18 protein-coding genes are annotated in these 21,432 nt (G+C 62.1%); 9 read left to right on the top strand and 9 right to left on the bottom strand.

The window, feature by feature from the left end:
• Nucleotides 1–104: 104 nt before the first annotated feature.
• The 5 genes from hslV to ACSQ3F_RS06205 all read left to right on the top strand — a co-directional run bounded on the left by hslV (nucleotide 105) and on the right by ACSQ3F_RS06205 (nucleotide 5,069).
• Nucleotides 105–662 carry an ATP-dependent protease subunit HslV gene (gene hslV / locus ACSQ3F_RS06225; RefSeq protein ID WP_436099419.1) on the top strand — a complete coding sequence of 186 codons (558 nt, stop codon included), beginning with the start codon at nucleotides 105–107 and terminating at the stop codon, nucleotides 660–662.
• A complete protein-coding gene (locus ACSQ3F_RS06220) occupies nucleotides 652–1,170 on the top strand; it encodes a GNAT family N-acetyltransferase (protein WP_436099418.1) in 519 nt (172 codons plus the stop codon). The genes hslV and ACSQ3F_RS06220 overlap by 11 nt, the downstream gene beginning before the upstream one ends.
• Nucleotides 1,167–2,471, top strand: coding sequence for an ATP-dependent protease ATPase subunit HslU (gene hslU, locus ACSQ3F_RS06215; protein WP_436099417.1), 1,305 nt, complete (start codon nucleotides 1,167–1,169; stop codon nucleotides 2,469–2,471). Before ACSQ3F_RS06220 ends, hslU begins: the two co-directional genes overlap by 4 nt.
• Nucleotides 2,472–2,663: 192 nt before the next feature.
• Nucleotides 2,664–3,596: a DUF1402 family protein gene (locus ACSQ3F_RS06210; protein WP_436102054.1), complete on the top strand. Its 933-nt coding sequence runs from the start codon at nucleotides 2,664–2,666 to the stop codon at nucleotides 3,594–3,596.
• Between the two features lie 78 nt (nucleotides 3,597–3,674).
• The gene (locus ACSQ3F_RS06205) at nucleotides 3,675–5,069 is read left to right on the top strand and encodes a cytochrome P450 (protein WP_436099416.1); all 1,395 of its coding nucleotides are present in this window, start codon (nucleotides 3,675–3,677) and stop codon (nucleotides 5,067–5,069) included.
• Here the strand turns inward: ACSQ3F_RS06205 and ACSQ3F_RS06200 are convergent.
• A complete protein-coding gene (locus ACSQ3F_RS06200) occupies nucleotides 5,032–5,649 on the bottom strand; it encodes a hypothetical protein (RefSeq protein WP_436099415.1) in 618 nt (205 codons plus the stop codon). The two genes, ACSQ3F_RS06205 and ACSQ3F_RS06200, sit on opposite strands and share 38 nt — an antisense overlap.
• Before the next feature lie 142 nt (nucleotides 5,650–5,791).
• Between ACSQ3F_RS06200 and ACSQ3F_RS06195 the strand changes: the two genes are divergently transcribed.
• From ACSQ3F_RS06195 to ACSQ3F_RS06185, 3 genes are all read left to right on the top strand, one after another.
• Nucleotides 5,792–7,792: a hydantoinase/oxoprolinase N-terminal domain-containing protein gene (locus ACSQ3F_RS06195; RefSeq protein ID WP_436099414.1), complete on the top strand. Its 2,001-nt coding sequence runs from the start codon at nucleotides 5,792–5,794 to the stop codon at nucleotides 7,790–7,792.
• Between the two features lie 109 nt (nucleotides 7,793–7,901).
• Nucleotides 7,902–10,070 (top strand): malate synthase G, encoded by a 2,169-nt coding sequence (locus tag ACSQ3F_RS06190; protein WP_436099413.1) that lies wholly within the window; start codon nucleotides 7,902–7,904, stop codon nucleotides 10,068–10,070.
• A 147-nt stretch (nucleotides 10,071–10,217) separates the two neighbouring features.
• Nucleotides 10,218–10,463, top strand: a complete 246-nt coding sequence (locus ACSQ3F_RS06185) for an Atu4866 domain-containing protein (protein ID WP_436099412.1) — start codon at nucleotides 10,218–10,220, stop codon at nucleotides 10,461–10,463.
• A gap of 69 nt (nucleotides 10,464–10,532) precedes the next feature.
• On the opposite strand, the gene ACSQ3F_RS06180 is transcribed toward ACSQ3F_RS06185, so the two are convergent.
• Nucleotides 10,533–11,195, bottom strand: coding sequence for a L,D-transpeptidase (locus ACSQ3F_RS06180; protein ID WP_436099411.1), 663 nt, complete (start codon nucleotides 11,193–11,195; stop codon nucleotides 10,533–10,535).
• Nucleotides 11,196–11,376: 181 nt separating this feature from the next.
• Here ACSQ3F_RS06180 and ACSQ3F_RS06175 point away from each other — a divergent pair, with 181 nt between their 5' ends.
• Nucleotides 11,377–11,910, top strand: coding sequence for an MmcB family DNA repair protein (locus ACSQ3F_RS06175; RefSeq protein ID WP_436099410.1), 534 nt, complete (start codon nucleotides 11,377–11,379; stop codon nucleotides 11,908–11,910).
• 12 nt (nucleotides 11,911–11,922) lie between these two features.
• Here the strand turns inward: ACSQ3F_RS06175 and ACSQ3F_RS06170 are convergent, their stop codons facing one another.
• The 7 genes from ACSQ3F_RS06170 to ACSQ3F_RS06140 all read right to left on the bottom strand — a co-directional run bounded on the left by ACSQ3F_RS06170 (nucleotide 11,923) and on the right by ACSQ3F_RS06140 (nucleotide 21,055).
• Nucleotides 11,923–12,516, bottom strand: coding sequence for an ActR/PrrA/RegA family redox response regulator transcription factor (locus ACSQ3F_RS06170; protein ID WP_037128473.1), 594 nt, complete (start codon nucleotides 12,514–12,516; stop codon nucleotides 11,923–11,925).
• A gap of 79 nt (nucleotides 12,517–12,595) precedes the next feature.
• Nucleotides 12,596–13,900, bottom strand: a complete 1,305-nt coding sequence (locus ACSQ3F_RS06165) for an ActS/PrrB/RegB family redox-sensitive histidine kinase (protein WP_436099409.1) — start codon at nucleotides 13,898–13,900, stop codon at nucleotides 12,596–12,598.
• Nucleotides 13,901–13,930: 30 nt separating this feature from the next.
• Nucleotides 13,931–16,399 (bottom strand): ATP-dependent helicase HrpB, encoded by a 2,469-nt coding sequence (hrpB, locus tag ACSQ3F_RS06160; RefSeq protein WP_436099408.1) that lies wholly within the window; start codon nucleotides 16,397–16,399, stop codon nucleotides 13,931–13,933.
• Entirely contained in the window at nucleotides 16,396–17,061 is a 666-nt protein-coding gene (locus ACSQ3F_RS06155) for an ATP-binding cassette domain-containing protein (RefSeq protein ID WP_436099407.1), read from the bottom strand. The genes hrpB and ACSQ3F_RS06155 overlap by 4 nt, the downstream gene beginning before the upstream one ends.
• A complete protein-coding gene (locus ACSQ3F_RS06150) occupies nucleotides 17,062–18,735 on the bottom strand; it encodes an ABC transporter permease (protein WP_436099406.1) in 1,674 nt (557 codons plus the stop codon).
• Nucleotides 18,736–18,772: 37 nt separating this feature from the next.
• On the bottom strand, nucleotides 18,773–20,011 hold the full coding sequence (locus ACSQ3F_RS06145) for an ABC transporter substrate-binding protein (RefSeq protein ID WP_436099405.1): 1,239 nt from the start codon (nucleotides 20,009–20,011) through the stop codon (nucleotides 18,773–18,775).
• Nucleotides 20,012–20,110: 99 nt separating this feature from the next.
• Entirely contained in the window at nucleotides 20,111–21,055 is a 945-nt protein-coding gene (locus ACSQ3F_RS06140) for an ornithine cyclodeaminase family protein (protein ID WP_436099404.1), read from the bottom strand.
• Between the last annotated feature and the right edge of the window lie 377 nt (nucleotides 21,056–21,432).

Here is a 21,432-nt window from a genome sequence, read left to right as displayed (position 1 = left end):
GTACCGCGGCGGGCGTGCCTATTTGCAATCGGCAAAACCGCTCTTACATAGTTGCCGACAACCCCGCACAATGCCCGAAGCGATCGGGCCCAACAGGTATCTTCATGAGTGAACATAATCCCTACGGAACCATGCATGCGACCACGATCATCACCGTTCGCAAGGGCGGCCAGGTGGTGATGGCGGGCGATGGTCAGGTGAGCCTCGGCCAGACCGTGATGAAGGGCAATGCGCGAAAAGTCCGCCGCCTCGGCAAGGGCGACGTGATCGCCGGTTTCGCCGGCGCCACCGCCGATGCCTTCACGCTTCTGGAGCGGCTGGAAGCCAAGCTCGAGCAGTATCCGGACCAGTTGATGCGCGCCGCCGTCGAGCTCGCCAAGGACTGGCGCACCAACAAATATCTGCGCAATCTCGAAGCGATGATGCTGGTCGCCGACAAGTCGATCACGCTGGCGATCACCGGCCAAGGCGATGTTCTGGAGCCTGAGCATGGCACGATCGCCATCGGCTCCGGCGGCAACTACGCTTTTGCGGCCGCCCGGGCGCTGATGGATTCGGACAAGTCGGCCGAGGAGATCGCCCGCCGTGCCATGGAAATCGCCGGTGACATCTGCGTCTATACCAACGGCAATATCGTCATCGAAAAGCTCGATGCAGCCTGATCCGGCCATAGCCTTCACGGCTGTTGACGAAAGCCATATGCCGATGCTGTTCGGCTGGCTTTCTGAAGCACATGTCCGGCGATGGTGGGATGAGCCCCATACCGCGCTGAAACGGATCCGCGAAGGAAGCGCGGCAGGCAAGGTCGAACGTTTCGTCTTTTCGGTCAATGGCGAGCCCGCTGGCTACATCCAGTCCTGGCTGCCGACGCAATATGACAGCGAGCCCTGGGCCAAGGACCTGACGCCGGATACGCCCGGCATCGACATTTTTGTCGGACCGCCGGAGATGACCGGCAAGGGCGTAGCGCCGGCGGTTATCAGGGCCTTTGCGACCCGGCTTTTCAGCGGCACCGCGCCACGGATCATCATCGATCCCGATGCAGAGAATAAACGGGCCCTTCGGGCTTATGCCAAGGCGGGCTTTACCCCTTATGGCGAATGGAACGAAAGCACTGGGCGAACAATCCTGATGGAATTGACCCGGACAGAATTTGAGAGGATGTCATGACCACATTTTCACCCCGCGAAATCGTGTCGGAGCTCGACCGGTTCATCATCGGCCAGCACGATGCAAAGCGCGCTGTCGCCATCGCCTTGCGCAACCGCTGGCGCCGCCAGCAGCTCAATGACGAACTGCGCGATGAGGTGATGCCGAAGAACATCCTGATGATCGGCCCGACCGGCGTCGGCAAGACGGAGATTTCCCGCCGTCTTGCCAAGCTCGCCGGCGCGCCCTTCATCAAGGTCGAAGCCACGAAGTTCACGGAAGTCGGCTATGTCGGCCGCGATGTCGAGCAGATCGTCCGCGACCTCGTCGAGGTCGGTATCGGCCTCGTGCGCGAGAAGAAGCGCGCCGACGTCAAGGCGAAGGCGCATCTGAATGCCGAGGAACGCGTGCTCGATGCACTGGTAGGTGCCACCGCCTCGCCCGCGACCCGCGACAGCTTCCGCAAGAAGCTGCGCGCCAACGAGCTGGACGACAAGGAAATCGACATCGATATTGCCGATACATCGACGCCCGGCGGGTTCGAGATTCCCGGCATGCCGGGCGCCAATATCGGCGTCCTCAACCTGTCGGAAATATTCGGCAAGGCCATGGGCCAGCGCACCAAGAAGGTTCGCACAACGGTCAAGGAGTCCTACGGTATTCTGATCAACGATGAGTCCGACAAGCTTCTGGACAACGAGGAGATCCAGCGCGAAGCGGTGCGCTCGGCGGAAAACGACGGCATTGTCTTCCTCGACGAGATCGACAAGATCGCCGCCCGCGACGGCGGTGTGGGTGCGGGTGTTTCGCGCGAAGGCGTGCAGCGTGACCTCTTGCCGCTCGTCGAAGGTACGACGGTGGCGACCAAGTATGGCCCGGTGAAGACCGACCATATCCTGTTCATTGCCTCGGGCGCCTTCCACGTCTCGAAGCCATCCGATCTGCTTCCGGAGCTTCAGGGCCGCCTGCCGATCCGCGTTGAACTGAAGGCGCTGACCAAGGAGGATTTCCGCCGCATCCTGACAGAAACGGAAGTCAGCCTGATCCGCCAGTACAAGGCGCTTTTGGAAACCGAAGGCGTCAGCCTGGACTTTACAGACGATGCGATCGACGCGCTCGCCGATGTCGCGGTGCAGCTCAATTCGAGCGTCGAGAACATCGGCGCCCGGCGCCTGCAGACGGTGATGGAACGGGTTCTCGATGAAATCTCCTATGCGGCTCCGGACAAGTCCGGCGAGCAACTGAAGATCGACGCGCAATATGTGAAGACGCATGTCGGCGATCTCGCCGCCAATACGGACCTGTCGCGCTATATCCTGTAACGGCGGTACGCCGCGAAACCGAACAGGGCTTCTGTCATCCGATGGGCGCCCTTGTTGTTTCCTGAGCCGGCCCGCGATAAGCCTTTCTCCGTGCCGGGCATGATTCCGACACGATTTTGCCGCATGCGTCCCCGCGCATCAAAGCCAGTCTTGCCAGGTCACAGGAAACCGCTCGTGCGCGCCATCGTTCATATGCTTGTTCTTACGGGCTTAATTCTCGTCACCGGCCCCGCCATGGCAGACGGACTGCGCGTCGTGCCCGAGGGCAACCGGTATCAGGAGCAGCCGAACGTTCCCGGCGCTTCCGTGCGCCGCACCAAGGCGGGCAAGACATCCTTCGATGCGAAATACGAGAAGGTGCGCAATCTTCTTGCCAATGACGGCAAGCTGATCAGCAAGATCAAGGCGACGGCGCGTGCCTATGGCATCGATCCGATCCACATGATCGGTGCCATCGTCGGCGAGCATACCTATAATGTCGATGCCTATGACCGGCTGCAGTCCTATTACGTCAAGGCGGCCGCCTATGCCGGCGACAGCTTCCGGTTCGGCTATGAGGGTGAGAGTGTTGCCGAATTCGTGTCGCGGCCGGAATTTTCCAAATGCGAGGGCAAGAAGAGCTCCTATGCGCTCTGGAGCTGTCGCGAAAGCGTGTGGGACAGCCAATTCCGTGGCAATACCGTCGGCGGCACGTCCTATCCTAACAATCGCTTCAGCGCCGTCTTCTTCCAGCCGTTCTTCGCGGGCCAGACATTCGGCCTTGGCCAGATCAATCCGCTGACGGCCCTGATGCTCGCCGACATGGTCTCACGCGTCTCCGGCTATGACCGGCTGGATGAAAACGACGCATCCGGCGTCTACACGGCGATCATGGATCCCGATCAGTCGCTCGCCTATATGGCGGCCTCCATCCGCCATTCGATCGATGCCTACAAGTCGATCGCTGGCATGGATATTTCCGGTAATCCCGGTATCACCGCGACCCTCTACAATGTCGGCAATCCCGACCAGCGCGCTGCAGCGCTTGCCGCCAGGAACCAGGGCGGCGAGGTGCAGTGGCCCGAGGAAAATTATTATGGCTGGCTGGTCAACGACAAGCTGGCGGAATTGAAAGCGCTGCTTTAACTTTCCTGAAATCGCCACACCTTTATGCGACGCTTGGCGGTTGGAGCCGCCAATGTGTCGCGGCGCGGAAAGCCATCCATGGATATGAGACCTGAACCTTTCGAGCCGCCTGCGCCGATCCCGCGCACGGTGCCGCCGTCGCGTCTGCAAATTATCCGCACGGTGATGCGAAATCCGCTCGAATTGTGGGGCGAGCCCTCCTATACGCTGCCCTGGATCGACACCAAGTTCATCAACCAGCGCACCCTGATCGTCAACGATCCGGACCTGATCCGCCATGTGCTGGTCGAGAATGCCTCGAACTACGAAATGTCCAAGGTTCGACGCCTCATTCTGCGGCCGATCCTGCGCGACGGGCTGCTGACCGCCGAGGGCGAGGTGTGGAAGCGGTCGCGCAGGGCGATGGCGCCGGTCTTCACACCGCGTCATGCCAGAGGTTTCGCCAAGCAGATGCTGGCCAAGACCGAGGAATATGTCGCGAAGTATGATGAGGCGGCCGCCACAGGATCGGTCGTCAATATCGCCAATGACATGACCGAACTGACCTACTGGATCCTCTCGGAGACGCTGTTTTCCGGACAGATCGCGGCCGAAACCGAGGGTTTTGCCGACAGCGTCGAACGGCTGCTGCATCGCATGGGCCGTGTCGATCCCATGGACCTTCTGCTTGCGCCGCCCTGGGTGCCGCGGCTCACTCGCATTGGCGGCGCCAAGGTGATGGCGGAGTTCCGCGGCATCGTCGCGAAAACCATGGACCACCGGCGGCAGCTGATACGCTCGGATCCGGCATCGGCGCCTCAAGACTTTCTGACGCTGCTTCTGCAACTGGAGCGGCCGGACGGGCTTTCGACCGACGAAATATCCGACAATATCCTGACCTTCATCGGCGCGGGGCACGAAACGACGGCACGAGCGCTTGCCTGGACGCTCTATTGCGTCGCCAATTCTCCGCATGTGCGCGAGAATATGGAGGCGGAGATCGATAGCGTACTGTCGAGCGGTGCCGAACCGGTGGACTGGCTCGATCTGATGCCGCATGTGCGCGCTGCCTTCGAGGAGGGGATGCGGCTCTATCCGCCGGCGCCCTCGATCAATCGTGCGGCGATCAAAGCCGATTCATGGACCTCGCCGGAAGGAGAGCGTGTGGATATCCCCAAGGGCATTTCGGTCCTGATCATGCCCTGGACGCTGCATCGCCATCTGCTCTATTGGGAAAAACCGCGCGCCTTCATGCCGGAACGTTTCCTGCCGGAAAACCGCGACAAGCTGCACCGGTTCCAGTACCTGCCTTTCGGGGCAGGCCCGCGCACCTGCATCGGCGCCACCTTCGCGCTGCAGGAAGCGGTGATCGCGCTCGGCGTCATGATGAAGCGGTTCCGGTTCGATATGACGCCAGAAACCAAACCCTGGCCGGTGCAACGGCTGACGACGCAGCCTAGGGGCGGGCTGCCGTTGAGGGTGTCGGCTCGGTAAATGTCTTGCCCGGCGTTTCCGATTGCACGGCGCGGATCGGTGAATCGGCCGGGACCGGCTCCTGCAGCTGTTTTTTCGGCTTCTTGATCGCCTTGATCTGCGCGCAGGTGGAATCGCCGACGCCTTCGCACGGCTTGTAGACGACGATCTCGCTGCCTGCACCATCGTCCCAGACAGCCTGGATGGTCAGCGTTTTCGCCTCTCCGGCTGGCAGCGAGATATAGATATACTCGTTGGTATTGTCCTCGGGCAGGTTGAACGGGATCTGCGGATTGCATTTGCCGAGCGGGAAGCGTTTGTCGAGAGCATCCGAATTGACCGAGTAACGGATTTCCGAAAGCCGGCAATGCATGGTCTGCAGCGCGGTGAAATAGATCAGCTGCTTGTCGTCGTAATTGCGGAACTGGATCCAGCCCGTCACCTTGTTGGCGTCGAGCATCGCCTTGTAGATCGAGACGTCGGGAAGGACCGGCTTGTATTGCTCCTCGTCCTCTGCATCCTGGGCAAAAACGGGACCGGAAAGGGCCGGGCACCCCGCAAGCGCGAGCGCCAGAAAGAGCATGCGTAAGAAACGGGTCATGCGATGCTCCTCTTTTTCCGCGTTGTCGCTGCGCCGAAATACCCATGTCGGCGAAGCGATGGCCTTTCGCTGAAAGATGTCATATCACCTCGTCCATATGCTTTGAAGCCGGGTTTCCGGCGCTGCGTGAATGGACGTTGCTTTGACTGATCATCTTCTCCTCGGTATCGACACCGGCGGAACCTATACCGATGCGGTTCTTTTCAGCGAGACCAAAGGGGTTGTCGCCAAGGCGAAGGCGCTGACCACCCGTCACGACCTCTCCGTCGGCATCGCCGGCGCCGTCGAGGCGGTGCTGGAGCAGGCCAAAGCTCCCGCTTCCGCCATCAGCCTCGTTTCGCTGTCGACAACGCTTGCGACCAATGCGCTGGTCGAGGGCCAGGGCGGCCGCGCCGGTCTCGTCATGATCGGTTTCGGTCCGGACGACCTGAAGCGCGACGGATTGCAGGAGGCTCTTGGGTCCGATCCGGTGATCTTCCTGCCGGGCGGCCACAATGTGCATGGCGGCGAAACGCTGCTCGACATGACGGCGCTGGATGAGGCGCTGCCGCAGCTTTCGAGAGAGGTTTCGTCCTTCGCGATCGCCGGCTATTTCGCCGTGCGGAATCCGGCTCACGAACAGCGGGTGCGCGACCGCATCCGCGAAGTCTCGCATCTGCCGGTCACCTGCAGCCACGAGCTCTCCTCCAAGTTGGGCGGCCCGCGCCGCGCCCTGACGACATTGCTTAATGCTCGCCTGGTCTCAATGATCGATCGGCTGGTCGGCGCCTGCGAGGGCTTTTTGCAACAGCGCGGCATCGACGTACCGATGATGGTGGTGCGTGGCGATGGCGCTTTGATTTCCGCTGCCGAGGCCCGGTTGCGGCCGATCGAGACTATTCTATCCGGCCCTGCCGCAAGCCTTGTCGGCGCCCGGCATCTGACCGGCCTCGACAATGCCGTCGTTTCCGATATCGGCGGCACGACGACGGATGTCGCAGTGCTTGACCAGGGACGCCCCCGTCTCGACGCGGAGGGTGCCGTTGTCGGTGGCTTCCGCACCATGGTCGAGGCGGTCGCCATGCGCACGTTCGGCCTCGGCGGCGATTCGGAGGTCCGCATCAACGATCGCGGCCTCAAGGCGAAGATCGATCTCGGACCGCGCCGGTTCCTGCCTCTGAGCCTCGCGGCTGCCCAGCATGAGGATGCGGTGATTTCCGTGCTCGAACGGCAGTTGCGCACGGCCCATGTCGGCCGCCATGACGGCCGTTTCGCCGTCCGCACCGGCCTTCCGGACCATCTGGCGAGCGGTCTTCATACGCAGGAACAGGCCTTGTACGAGCGGATCGGCGCGGTGCCGGTGTCGTTGGAACATCTTTTGACGAGCACCCCGCAGAAGGCGACGCTGGACCGGTTGGTGGCGCGCGGCCTCGTGCATATCTGCGGCCTGACGCCGTCGGACGCCATGCATGTTCTCGGACGCCAGGGGCAATGGAATGTGACGGCCGCGCGGCTGGGCGCGGAACTTGCCGCGCGCACCAAGGACGGGTCGGGCAAGCCGATTGCCGCCTCGGCCGAGGAACTGTCGGAACTGATCGTCGCCCGGCTGACGCGTCAGTCCGCCGAAGTCATTCTGTCCTCCTGCCTGGCGGAGGATGGCGCGGCGATCGACCCGGCCGTGTCGCTTGCCGTCGATCGGGCGCTGAAGCGGGAGCGCGGTATTGTCGGCTTTTCCCTCTCGCTCGACCGGCCGCTGGTCGGGCTCGGCGCTTCCGCGCCGGTCTATTATCCGGCTATCGCCGAAATGCTGCGCGCAGAGTCCTGCATTCCGGAAGAAGCGGGTGTCGCCAATGCGGTCGGCGCGGTCGTAGGCCAGGTGCGGGCTTCGGTGACCGTCTTTGTCACGACGCCGGAAGAGGGTATCTTCATCGTCAACGGTGCGGGCCCGAGCAGCCGTTTCCTGGATGAAGGCAAGGCCTTCGCATCCGCGCGGGAGCGGGCGGAAACGGCGGCGCTGGCCTCGGCGCGGGCGAATGGCGCGGACGAGCCGGCTATGATGATGCGTGAGGATATCGATGCGCCCGAGGTCGAGGGCAGTCGAAGGCTCATCGAAGCACGGTTCACGGCGGTTGCCAGCGGCCGTCCGCGCGTCGCGCAAGACTGATTTGTTCCATTCTGGAAATAATTCTTCGCATTTTCGCTGGATTGACAGGGAATGAAACCGTGAGAGACTGCGGCCTCTCAGATTTGAGCGTTATTTCAGGGAGTTGCCGATGGGCCGGATTGAAAAGAATGGGTTGGCAATCGATGCGGGCCTGCATGAATTCCTTGTCAGCGAGGCATTGCCGGGCACCGGTATCGACGCCGATCGATTCTACTCGGCTTTTTCTCAGATCGTTCATGAACTGGCGCCGAAAAATCGCGTGCTTCTGGCCAAGCGCGACGCGCTTCAGGAGAAGCTCGACAACTGGTACCGGCAGAACGGTGCGCCCGTCGATATGGCCGCCTATGAAAGTTTCCTGAAGGAAATCGGCTATCTGCTACCGGAAGGGCCGGATTTCTCCGTTTCCACCAGCAATGTCGATCCGGAAATCGCTATAATCGCGGGGCCGCAGCTCGTCGTACCGGTCATGAACGCGCGCTATGCGCTGAACGCCGCCAATGCCCGCTGGGGCTCGCTCTATGACGCGCTCTACGGAACCGACGCAATCAGCGAAGACGGCGGTGCGGAAAAGGGTAAGGGTTACAACCCGGTCCGCGGGCAGAAGGTCATTACATGGTCGCGCGATTTCCTTGACGCGAGCGCGCCGCTCGCCTGGGGAAGCTGGAAGGATGTCACCGGATTTTCGGTCGCGAGCGGAAGCCTGTCGATTTCGACGGCGGCAGGTGCTGCGAAACTCGCCGATGCCGGGCAATTCGCCGGCTATCGTGGCGATGCGGCGTCACCGTCCCGTCTGCTCCTGGAAAAGAATGACCTGCACATCGAGATCGTTATCGATGCCTCGACGGCGACCGGCAAGGATGATCCGGCGCATATCTCGGACGTTATTCTCGAATCGGCCATTACCGCGATCATGGATTGCGAGGATTCGGTCGCCGCCGTCGATGCGGAAGACAAGATCGTCGTCTATCGCAACTGGCTCGGCCTGATGAAGGGCGATCTTCAGGAGGACGTCACCAAGGGGGCTAGGACGTTTACGCGCAAGCTCAACCCGGATTTCGGCTTTACCGCCCCGGATGGATCGGAGATTTCGCTCAAAGGCCGCGCCCTCATGCTGGTGCGCAATGTCGGTCACCTGATGAGCAACCCTGCCATTCTCGATCGAGATGGCAACGAAGTTCCGGAAGGGATCATGGATGCGATGATCACCGGTCTGATCGCGCTCTACGATATCGGCCCGAACGGCCGCCGGATGAATTCGCGCGAAGGCTCGATGTATGTCGTCAAGCCGAAGATGCACGGTCCGGAAGAAGTCGCCTTTGCTTCGGAAATCTTCGGCCGCGTCGAAGAGGCGCTCGGCATGGCGCCCGACACGATGAAGATGGGCATCATGGACGAGGAGCGCCGCACCACCGTCAATCTGAAGGAATGCATTCGCGCAGCGAAGGAGCGCGTCGTCTTCATCAATACCGGTTTCCTCGATCGCACCGGCGACGAGATGCATACCTCGATGGAAGCCGGCCCGATGATCCGCAAGGGCGACATGAAGCAGGCGGCCTGGATCGCGGCCTATGAGAACTGGAATGTCGATATCGGGCTGCAATGCGGCCTGTCCGGCCATGCCCAGATCGGCAAGGGCATGTGGGCGATGCCCGACCTGATGGCGGCGATGCTGGAGCAGAAGATCGCTCATCCGAAGGCCGGTGCCAACACGGCCTGGGTTCCGTCGCCAACGGCTGCGACACTGCACGCAACGCACTATCACAAGGTCGATGTCGCCGCTGTTCAGGCAGGCTTGACGAGCCGGGCGCGGGCAAAACTCGGCGATATCCTCTCTGTCCCGGTCGCATCGCGGCCGAACTGGACGACGGAGGAAATCCAGCGCGAACTCGACAATAATGCGCAGGGCATTCTCGGTTACGTCGTCCGCTGGATCGACCAGGGCGTCGGCTGCTCCAAGGTTCCCGACATCAACAATATCGGCTTGATGGAAGACCGCGCGACCCTGCGCATTTCCGCCCAGCATATGGCCAACTGGCTGCATCACGGCGTCGTCACCGAAACGCAGATCGTCGAGACGATGAAGCGCATGGCGTCTGTCGTTGATGGGCAGAACGCAGGTGATTCGGCTTACACGCCGATGGCCGGCAATTTCGACGGTTCCATCGCCTTCCAGGCGGCGCTCGAGCTGGTCCTCAAGGGCCGCGAACAGCCAAACGGCTACACTGAACCGGTCCTGCATCGCCGCCGGTTGGAGTTGAAGGCAAGTCAGGCGGCGTAGCTCCAGTTCAAATTTGCTTGGCTGTTCGTCATTTTGCAGGATCAGGCAAAAACTTCGCAATATCGATCTACCGCTGCTCGCGTCTTCGCGTGCATTCTCCTGTCCATCCGGTGTGCACGGCATCGTCGGTGGATAGGAGGCATAGTCATGACAACGGACAATCATTCCTATGTCGGTATATGGGTCACAGCCGACGGCTACATCCGCCATGAGCTGTTGCCGGGCGGCCGCCACGACGAGGCGCGGGGCAAGCGGAAAAGCGCCTATCAGGGTCGTTACGTCATGACCGGCGACCACATCGACTATATCGACGACACCGGCTTTACCGCCGATGGGGATTTTGTCGATGGCATTCTTTATCATGCCGGTATGGTGCTTCGCCGGGACGCGTAAAGCCCCCCGAATCAAAAATCCCCGGACGGGCCGGGGATTTGAAAGCATCTGCGCTGTTCGCGCCAGCGGTTACTGCTGGACGATGACGCGGGTGTTCTTGCCCGGGCGGACGCGGGCGTAGAGATCGATGATGTCCTGGTTGATCATTCGGATACAGCCCGAAGAGGCGGCGGTGCCGATCGATGCCCATTCCGGCGATCCGTGAATACGGAACAGCGTATCCTTGCCTTCGTCGTTGAACAGGTACATCGCTCGCGCGCCGAGCGGATTGCGTAGTCCCGGCCCCATGCCGTCCTCGACATATTGCGCCACTTCCGGCTTGCGCTCGGCCATTTCCTTCGGCGGATGCCAGGTCGGCCATTCCTGCTTCCAGGCGACATAGGCGCGGCCTTCCCACGCAAAGCCCGCCTTGCCGACACCTATGCCGTAGCGAACGGCCTTGCCGCGGGGCAGCACGAAATAGAGGAAACGGTTCGGCGTGTTGACGATGATCGTGCCGGGCCTTTCAGCCGTGGTATAGTCGACGATCTGACGGTGGAAGCGTTCGTTGACCTTGTTGATCGGGATCGCCGGCAGAGCGTAGCCGTGATCCTCGACCGGACCGTAGCCATTCGAGAAAATCTGGTTGGTCGCGACTTTTTCACCGATGGGAGAGATCGGTGCGGTGGAGCAACTGGCCAAAGCGAGGGTGGCCGCGAGGCTGCACAGCAGAACTGCATTGCGGAAGCGCATGGGTGTCTCTTAAAATGAAGTTAAGAATATCTGGGTCGGCTCGACCATCGGCGATTATGGTTTATTTTCGATTAACATCCCGATTGCAAGTGAATGCCGTGCAGCATTTCTGCCGGATGTTTCAAAAACCCCACGGAGTGTTTTTTTGCAACAAAAGCGGCCTTGTGCCAGAGTTTAATGCATGGCGATTCTCTCTATCCACAACGATAGTCCTTTGATCGACGGGCGGCAGTCGCAGCGCGCGCTCATGGTGCGCCGCGGCGTGCAACGATTCTTGCATGAAATGCGCCATGCGGTGTTGCCGGAACTGACGCTTGCGAGCGGCAGGCGGGCGGATCTGATCTCCATATCGCCGAAGGGCGACATCTGGATTATCGAGATCAAGACGTCGATCGAGGATTTTCGTGTCGATCGGAAGTGGCCGGACTATCGCATGCACTCGGACCGGCTTTACTTCGCGACTCACAGCGGCGTGCCGCTCGATATCTTTCCGGAGGAGTGCGGGCTTTTGCTGTCGGACGGTTATGATGCGGAGATGATCCGCGATGCGCCGGAACACAGGCTCGCGGCCCCGACGCGAAAGTCGGTATCCCTCAATTTCGCGCGCGTTGCGGCTCAGCGGCTGATGCTGGCCGAATGGTCGGCGGATCGCGCAGGCGACACCAGCCCGAATATGCGGGAAAACGTTCCCGGTTCTCTCGACAGCGAAAGCTAAGACAAACACGCCTTATTTGGGCGCACGTTTCGCCAGGATGCGCTGCAAAGTACGGCGGTGCATGTTGAGCCGGCGGGCCGTTTCGGAGACGTTGCGCTCGCACATTTCATAGACGCGCTGGATATGTTCCCAGCGGACGCGGTCCGCCGACATCGGGTTCTCCGGCGGCTCGGCGCGTTCGCCGGACTTCTGCACCAGGGCGGCGAAGATGTCGTCGGCATCGGCCGGCTTGGCGAGATAGTCGACGGCGCCGAGCTTCACGGCGTTGACCGCGGTGGCGATGTTGCCATAGCCGGTCAGCATGATGATGCGGGTGTCGTCGCGCCGGGCGCGGATCGCTTCGATCACGTCCAGCCCACTGCCGTCGCCCAAACGCAGATCGACGACCGCGTGTTTCGGCGGGCGGGTCTTCGCCTTGGCGATGCCTTCGGCAACGGATTCGGCGATATCGACAGAAAAGCCGCGCGTCTCCATGGCGCGAGCAAGGCGGCGCAGGAAGGGGGCGTCGTCATCGACGATCAGCAGGGAAGTGTCGGCTCCGATCAGCGAGGCATCCAGCTTGCCGTCACCGGCGGCGGCTGCCTGTTCGGTGGTTCTTTCCGTCATGTCGCAATCCTTGGCACAAGTCTCATTTTTCCTGCGCTCCATGTAAGTTCGCATATTCCCGGTTCAAAACGCCGTAAAGTCATTTTGACAGTTTTGTGTCCATCAGCATGCGCGGCCATTCGACGCTAACGCGCGCGCCCGGCTTTTCCGGGCCACCGTTTTCGAAGGTCAGTTTGGCGCCCGAGCGCTCCAGCAGCGTCTTGGCGATGAACAGCCCGAGACCCAGCCCGCCGGCGCTGTCATCCTTCTGGCGCTTGGTCACATAGGGCTCACCGATCCGGCTCAGAATGTCGGGCGCATAACCGTCGCCATCGTCCTCGATGGTGACCGAGACGATTTCCTGTGTATGCGCGACAGTCACCGTCACTTCCTTTTTGGCGTAGTCGACCGCGTTTTCCAGGAGGTTGCCGAGGCCATAGAGAATGCCGGCATTGCGGTTGCCGACGGGCTCGCTGGCGCGGTCGCCTTTTTCGACAAGGCTGATCTGGATGCCGAATTCGCGGTGCGGCGCCATCACCTCCTCGATCAGCGACGACAGCGGCAGATGCCGCATATGTGCTTCGTTTTCGGAAGACAGGGTCGTCAACCGCCGCAGGATATCGCGGCAGCGTTCGCTCTGGCTGCGCAACAGTTGCACATCCTCGCCAAAACGGGGGTCGTCGCCGAGCTCACGTTCCATCTCCTTGGCGACGACGCTGATGGTAGCAAGTGGTGTTCCGAGTTCGTGCGCTGCTGCGGCTGCCAGCCCGTCGAGCTGCGATAGATGTTTTTCCCGCTGCAGGACCAGTTCCGTTGCTGTCAGCGCCTCGGAAAGTTCGCTTGCCTCCAGCGAGACGCGGTAAGTGTAGAAAGCCGCAAAGGCCGTGGTCGAGACGATGGCGAACCAGAAGCCCGCCGTCAGGATCGTCGGCACCAGAAGCACGACGCCCGGATACCACGGCAGCGGAAAGGGCGTGAATGCCAGCGCGGTGATTCCAAGAATGGCGAGGACCGCCAGGGCGACGCTGTGCCACTTGGGTTGCGAGGCAGACGAGATGATGACCGGCACGCAAACGAGCGGCGCAAAGGGGTTGGCAAGGCCGCCGGTGATGAAGAGAAGCGCTGTCAGTTGTGCCAGGTCGATGCCGAGCAGGGCAAAGGCCGCAGGCGGCTGCAGCCGGTGCGTCGGCGGGTAGCGGATCGTCAGATAGGCGTTCACCCAGGCAAGAAAGGCGATGAGCGAGGAGCAGGCAATCAGCGGCAAAGGGAATTGCAGCCAGAAGGCGGTGATGATCACTGCGATCGATTGCCCGCCGACCGCCAGCCAGCGCAGGCGAACGATCGTCTGCAGCCGTAGCACGCGGCTTGTGGTCGGTTCATCGCCTTCGATTACTGCCACGGTCATCCGGTTTCCTGTCGTCAAGGTCACTGCGCTTCATGTACCACGTGGTTTTGCCCGTGTCGTCGGCAGCGCGTTTGCCGGATCCTCCGGCCAGGGGTGTTTCGGATAGCGGCCGCGCATATCGGCGCGAACATCCTTCCAGGACCCGGCCCAGAATCCCGGCAGATCCCGCGTGGTCTGCATTGGCTTGTGACCGGGCGAGATCAATTCCAGAAGCAATGGCAGCCGTCCGCCACCGATCGACGGATGAGCCTTCAATCCGAAGAGCTCCTGCACGCGGATGGACAGAACCGGTTCGTCGCCGTCGTAACGGATCGGATGGCGCTGTCCGGTCGGCGCTTCGAAATGGGTCGGCGCGAGGCGTGTCAAATCGCGGGCAATCTCGTGCGGCACCAGCGACTGCAACCCTTCGGAAAGGCTGGCGGCGCTGATGTCGTCGATGCCCCGCGTCTCACCCTGAAAGGGCACGAACCAATCCTCCAGCCGCGCCAGCAGGCTGTCGTCCGACATATCCGGCCAGGGATCACCGATGGTGCGGTAAAGAAAACAATTCCGGTCGCGCAATTGCGCAGCTTCCCTGGAGAATGGCAAAACCGCCAGACCGAGTTGGCGCAGGCCTTCGGCGAGCGCACGAGCGGCTGGTTCGCCCCGCGGTCGCGGAAGCGGCGTCTCCTCGAAAACGATGGCGCCGAGGCGCGTCACCCGCCTTGCCCGGACCTGCCGGCTTGGCTTGTCGAAGAACGTCTGGTCCTCGCGAATCATCGCGTCCGGCATATGGGCTTCGACATCGGCGCGGGAAATTTCGGCGGCGGCAAGAATGCGTTGACCGCCGGCACGCCCGGTGAGGTCGGCAATGACCAGCATCGAAGCGCCGGCCAGTCGCTCGGTTTCCGGCAGTTCCGCGCCGCGGCCATTGGCCATGACGAAACGTCCGCGCCCTCCGCGCTGCAAGGCGATCCGGTCCGGAAAGGCGTGCATCAGCAGGATACCCGGCTGCACCGCATCGTTCGCCTCCTTGCCGGCACTCAAACCCTTTGCCATTCGCCGGGCAAGGCCGCGCGAGGCATCAGCACGATCGCCGCGCTCGGACTTGAAACGACGCAGCCGGTCTTCGAGATCGACACCATTTCCACCTAATCCTTGCTCGGTCAGGAGAACGGCCAGAAGACATGCTTCATACGCCTGTCCCTCCTCTGCCGCCGAAACGGCCATGGCGGCCAGACGCGGCGGCAGGGCCAGCTGGCGGATCTGCTTCCCGCGCGCCGTCAGCGCACCATTGGCATCGAGCGCGCCAAGTTGGATGAGCAGCGCTTTCGCCTCCTGCCATGTCGTTACCGGCGGCGGGTCGAGAAAGGCGAGCCCAGCTGGATCGGTCACGCCCCAATGGGCAAGATCAAGCACGAGACCGGACAGGTCGCTCGCGAGAATTTGCGGCGGCGTGAAGGCCGGAAGCGCTGCTGTCTGGCCCTGATGCCAGAGACGGATGGCAATGCCCGGCTCCGTGCGTCCGGCGCGGCCCGCTCGCTGGTCGGCGGAGGCGCGAGAGACGCGGACAGTCTCCAGTCGGGTGATGCCGGTGGAGGCCTCGAAGGCGGGCAGCCGCTGAAGCCCGCTGTCGATGACGATACGAACCCCGTCGATGGTGATGGACGTTTCGGCGATCGAGGTGGCCAGCACGATCTTGCGCGTGCCCGCAGGTGCCGGGCGGATCGCCGCGTCCTGCTCCTTCTGGCTGAGATTGCCAAAGAGCGGCGTGACAACGGTGGTCGCGTCGAACCGACCTTCCAGCCGCTCGGCCGTGCGGGTGATTTCCGCCTGCCCCGGCAGAAAGGCAAGGATGGAACCCGTTTCCTGGCGGTGGGTTTCGATGATCGTTCGCGTCACGGCATCTTCGACCCGTTCGGTGGACGGTCGTTCCTGATAGCGCACATCCACCGGAAAGCTGCGCCCCTGGCTTTCGATGACGGGGGCGCCGCCGAGAAGCCCGGCAACACGCTCGACGTCCAGCGTCGCCGACATGACGATCAGCTTCAGGTCGTCGCGCAGCGCCTGCTGCACGTCGAGCGCCAGCGCCAGCCCGAAATCGGCGTCCAGCGAGCGCTCATGAAATTCGTCGAACAGCACGGCCGAAACATTGGGCAGTTCCGGATCGTCGAGCAGCATGCGGGCAAAGACGCCCTCGGTTACCACTTCGATGCGGGTCTTGGCCGATACCCGGCTGTCGAGCCGCATACGGTAGCCCACCGTCTCGCCCACCGTCTCGCCAAGCAGGCTTGCCATGCGGCCGGCGGCGGCGCGGGCCGCAAGGCGCCGCGGCTCGAGCAGAATGATCCGGCCATCGCCGCGCCAGGATTGCTCCAGCAGGAAGAGTGGCACCAATGTCGTCTTGCCGGCACCCGGCGGGGCGGACAACACGAGCGAGGGCGCTTGCGCCAAAGCCTGCCCAAGTTTCGGAAGCATAGCCTTTACCGGCAAGTCCGGCAGGGTGCTCGTCACGCTCATCGACCGGTCTCCTCGCCGATGGTGACAACCTGTCCTCCAGCCGCTTCCGCATCCGTGCGGTCATGGGTAACGAGAATGATCGGCAGTCCCGCCGATTTTGCCCTGGAAAAAATCAGGGCGCGCGTCTGTTCGCGAAGGCTAGTATCGAGTTTCGAAAAAGGCTCGTCGAGCAACAGGAAGCGCGGCGCAGATAGCATCACACGTTGGAGTGCCACCCGTGCCTTCTGTCCGCCGGACAGCGTGGCGGGATCCCGGTCGAAGAAGCCGCCGAGCTCCACGTCGGCTAACGCCTGCTCCGCCATACGCTGGCGCTGCGGACGCTTTCGGATTGACGCCGTCAGGCCGAAGAGAAGATTGCCGCCGACGGACAGGTGCGGAAACAGAAGCGGATCCTGGAAAAGCATGCCGGCCTGACGTTTCTCCGCGGGAATGCCGGTCAAGTCGCGACCGTCGATGAGGACGCGGCCGCTGCCGGTGAAGACCGGATCGAGAAAGCCGCCGAGATAGGCAAGCAGGGCGGATTTTCCGGAGCCGGACGGCCCCATGACGGTCAGGATATCGCCGGGGCGGACAGTCGCCGATATGCGCAGCAGCGTCCGGCCAGCCAGACTGATGGAAATCTCATCGAGATAGAGGCCGTCTGTCTTGCCGTCGGGTTTCATTCAAATCCTCATCGCGCGCCGGTCGCGGAATAGCAAGTGCGGCACCAGCGATGCAATGAGAAATCCGACAAAGGGAACGATGGTCTGCAACAATGCGTAAACCCCGATGATGCGCCGGTCCCCACCCGAGGACAGGGCGACCGCCTCGGTGGTGATGGTCACGATTCGCCCGGCGCCGATCAAAAGCGTCGGCAGGTAAAGCCCGGCGGAAACCGCAAAGCCGACCGCAAAGGCTGTGAGGCAGGCCCGCGTCAGCATCGGCAGGCGAATGCGAAGCAGGATGGTGAGCGGCGTCTTTCCAAGCCCGGCGGCCACCCTTTCGTAACGCCGGTCGAAAGCCTGCCACGGCTGCGACAGGGAGAGCACGACATAGGGCAGCACGAAGATCAGATGAACGAGCAGCAGGAGCGCGAAGGAGGACCCGAACCCGAGCATGAGGCCCAATATCTGCAGGCCGAAGACGAAGCACAGTTGTGGCACGAGCAGCGGAAGGTAAAGCAGCGGCTGCAGGAGTCCCCCCGGGCGAAAATCCTCCCGCCATAACAGGCCGATCGCCAAAAGCAGGGCAAGCGCGGACGAACTGCCGGCAAGGGCGATCGTCGTGATGATCGGCCCCGCGGCCTCCGGCAAGGCCCGCATCCAGGGTTTCAGGGTCAGGGAGTGCGGCAGCAGCGCGGGAAATGGCCAGAGACCGGCGACCGACCAGACGAACAGTGCCGCAAGCCCAAGAAGGATCATCGCCGCCGAGACCATCATGGCGGCGCAGGCGATCGCGCGGATCACCTGGTCATCGGCATGGCGAGCGCCGGATCCGGACATACGGCGCAGAACAAGGGAGCCCAGTTTCTCGACGGTGAGCCAGAGTGCCATGGCCGTCAGGGTTAGCCCGAATTGGAGCAGCGCTCCGGCCGAGGCGAGAAACCGCATCTGCAGATCGCTATCGGCCATCCATTCGGCAATGCGCACCGGCAAGGGCGCCGGCAGATCGGGCCCGAGGATCATCGCCACATCGACGACGGAACTCGCAAAGGCAAGCACGGCGAAAACGGGCAGGCGGATTTGCCGGTAGACAAGCGGCCAGGTGCTGACGAGAAAACCGCGGATGCGCCCGTAGCCAAGACTGGCCGACAGGTGCCGGGCCTCCCGCAACGGCACTTGCGGCAAGGCGGCCAATGCCACGAGAAAGAGAAACGGCATCTCCTTGGCGACGAGCCCCGCCATCATCGTCAATCCCAGCGGATCGTGCGGCACCAGCCAATCGGGCGGGCTGGCATAGCCCGTCAGTGCCGGCGAGACGAGGCGCGTCGCCAGCCCCGAAGGCGCGACGAGAAAGGCAAGCCCGAAGGCGGCGGCTGCGTGCGGAACGGAAAGCAGCGGTGACAGCAGATGCTGGATCCGCGAGAACATCGGCGTTCCCGCATAGGCGGCCGTAAACAGCATGACCAGCCCGAGAGAGATGCCCGTCGTGACGAGCCCCGTCGCCAGGCTGATCAGCGCGGAACGCGTGAGATGCGGCTGCGTTGCGAGCGCGGCGATATGATCAAGGGTGAGATCGTCACCGCCAAGCGCCGGCAGATAGCCGAAGGCCGGGCCGATCGTGCCGGCGAGCCCGGCCAGAACCGGCAAACCGACGATGGCAAGGATCACGCTCGGCAGGATGAAGCGGCGCTTCATTTCAGTCCCCTGATATCGCGACCGGTTTTGGCGTCCCTCAGTTTGCTGCCCCATAGCGCTTGATCCATTCCGCCTCGATCCGTGTCATCCAATCGGGATGCGGTTCGGGCAGCGCAGGGCCGAGTTGATCGGGCGGAAGGGTCGCAATGCCGAGCGCAAGTGCTGCGAACGCTGCCCTGTCCGCTTCGGAAAGCTTGCTCAATGCCAGAACCGTCGGATCGCCCCAGATTTTCGGATCCTGCTTGCGTGCCTGCGCTTCCGGCGACAGCAAGAAATTGGCAAGCACCAGCGCGCCGGCCTTGGCATTGGCATTGTAGGGAATAGCGACGAAATGGGTGTTGCTGAGCGTTCCGCCGGAAAACACGAAGGAGCGCACCGTGCCGGGCAATTCACCGGCTGCGATCCCGGCCGATGCCTCCGCCGGGTTGAAGGCGAAGATGATGTCGAGTTCGCCGTCGGCCAGCTTCTGCTTCATGTCCGGATAGTTCTGCGGAAAGGCCTTGCCCTTGCGCCAGAGCAGCGGATGCAATTGGTCGAGATAGGCAAAGAGTGGCGCCACATCCTCTGTGAAGGTCGCATCGTCAGTTGGCTTCTGCAGCTTGGCCTTGTCGGCGATCAGTTCACTCAGCACCTGCTTTAAGAAAGACGAACCGATGAAATCCGGCGGCTGCGGGTAGGAGAAGCGTCCCGGATAGGCCCTCGCCCAGGACAGAAGACCGGCCGCCGAATCGGGCAAATCTTCTTTCGCGGTGCGGGCGCTGTCATAAAAGAACACCAGTTTCGCCGCGCCCCAGGGGCTTTCCAGCCCTTCGGTCGGAATGGTGAAATCGTTTGTTATCGTCGGCTTGGTCTCGATGTCGACCAAACGCCAATTCGGCAGCTTGGTTGCCCAGTCCGGACTGAACAGAAGGTTCTGGCGCTTCATCGCGGCAAAATTCTCGCCATTGATCCAGATCAGATCGACTGAACCATGCTGGTTGCGCCCGGCGGATTTTTCCGCAAGCACGGTCGAGACCGCCTTGGCCGTATCGTCGAGCTTGACCTGCACCACGGTGACACCGAAGCGCGACAGCATCTGATCGCCCGCCCATCTGATATAGGCGTTGATGTTGTCCGATCCGCCCCAGGCATTGAAGTACACGGTTTGCCCCCGCGCCTCGTCGAGCACACGTGCCCAGTTTGCCGCGTCGGTCGCGCCTGCCATGCCGATGTTCGACAGAACGAGCGGTGCTGCCAGCACCATTGCCGTAAACATCCGCCGCGTCGAAATGATCATGCCCGATTACCCCCGTTGTACGCAGCCCAAGCGTAAGCCAAGGCCGTGATCCGTCAACGTCGGCTGGTTTCAACCTCCATCACGATCCGGTGACGGCAATCAGATCTGACGTGAACGCTCGAAGGCGAGAATGGCGCCTGCAAGGTCTTCGAGTGCAGCACCCACGGACTTGAACAGGGTGATCTCGCCGGCTTGAGTGCGTCCCGGATGCCTTCCTCCCGTCAGTTCTGCCAGATCCGCCCTGACCGAGCCCGCCGCAATGATGCCGGCGCGCAGCGGCTGGACCAGGTCGCCGCCTTCGGAAAGGGCGCCATCGCGGGTATCGACGAACAGAGTGGCGCGCTCGACCGCCCGGTCGTCGGATTCGCGCATGCTCGGCTTGAACGCCCCGACCAGGTCGAGATGCGCGCCATCCTTCAGCCAGTCGCCGCGAATGAGGGGTTCGGATGACAGGGTGGCGCAGGAGATGATGTCGGCCTGATGGGCAGCCGCCTCGAGATCGGTGGACACCGAGACGGTGACGCCGGGAAGGTCAAGCTGTGCCAACGTCGCCTCGGCCTTGCGCGTGTCCCGTGCCCAGATCGTCACCTCGGAAAGGGGCCGGACGGACGCATGCGCCTCGATCAGGTTCAACGACAGCCGCCCGGCGCCGACCATCAGCATGCGGCGCGCGTCCTTGGCCGCAAGATAATCGGCGGCAAGCGCCGACGCCGCCGCGGTGCGACGCGCCGTCAGTTCGGCGCCGTCGATGATCGCCAGCAACTCGCCGGTTTTTCCGGATGAGAGCAGGTAGCTGCCGTGGATCGCCGGTAAATTGCGGCCGCTATTGCCCGGGAACACCGAAACCATCTTCACGCCGATATAGCTGCCGGGTTGCCATGCGGGCATGAGAAGCAGGGTTGCGGCATCCTCGCCGGGAACCGCGACATCATGGTGATGCCGCACCGGCATTTCGCAGCCGTCCCGGAACATTGTTCTGAGCGCTTCGATCAGATCGCCCCAGGGCAGTGCCGCGCGCGTTTCGGCCTCATTCAGAACCAACATATCCATCTCCCGTGATACAAAGTGAGGGGAGATTAGCAGGAGTTTTCCGGCAGAGAAAAGGACGGGATTTTTTGACGTTGTGCGGGTGAGGCATGACCCAAATCCGCCGTTAAATTCTGTGTTCCCGATTTTTGACCGAATGGACAAGATTTGAACTGATGGATTCGGTAGATTTTGGTTGGAATGGGGGTGTTTTTGCTGAGCATGCGAAATATCTGTGTAATTACAGGCACTTATGAGAAAAGTGATTTTTTTGAAATTGTGCTGTTGACTTCGAAAGAGGGCTGGGACTATAAACCGCTCACCAACGAGGGCGGCGGCGCTGCTGGCGACCGACGAACTCGCTCTGAAGTTTCTTGAAGAAATGGCGGGCGGAT

It is taken from the genome of Pararhizobium sp. LjRoot238, assembly GCF_964252955.1.
In the GTDB taxonomy this organism is placed as follows: Bacteria; Pseudomonadota; Alphaproteobacteria; order Rhizobiales; family Rhizobiaceae; genus Pararhizobium.
This window is presented reverse-complemented; position numbering and strand designations above follow the sequence as displayed.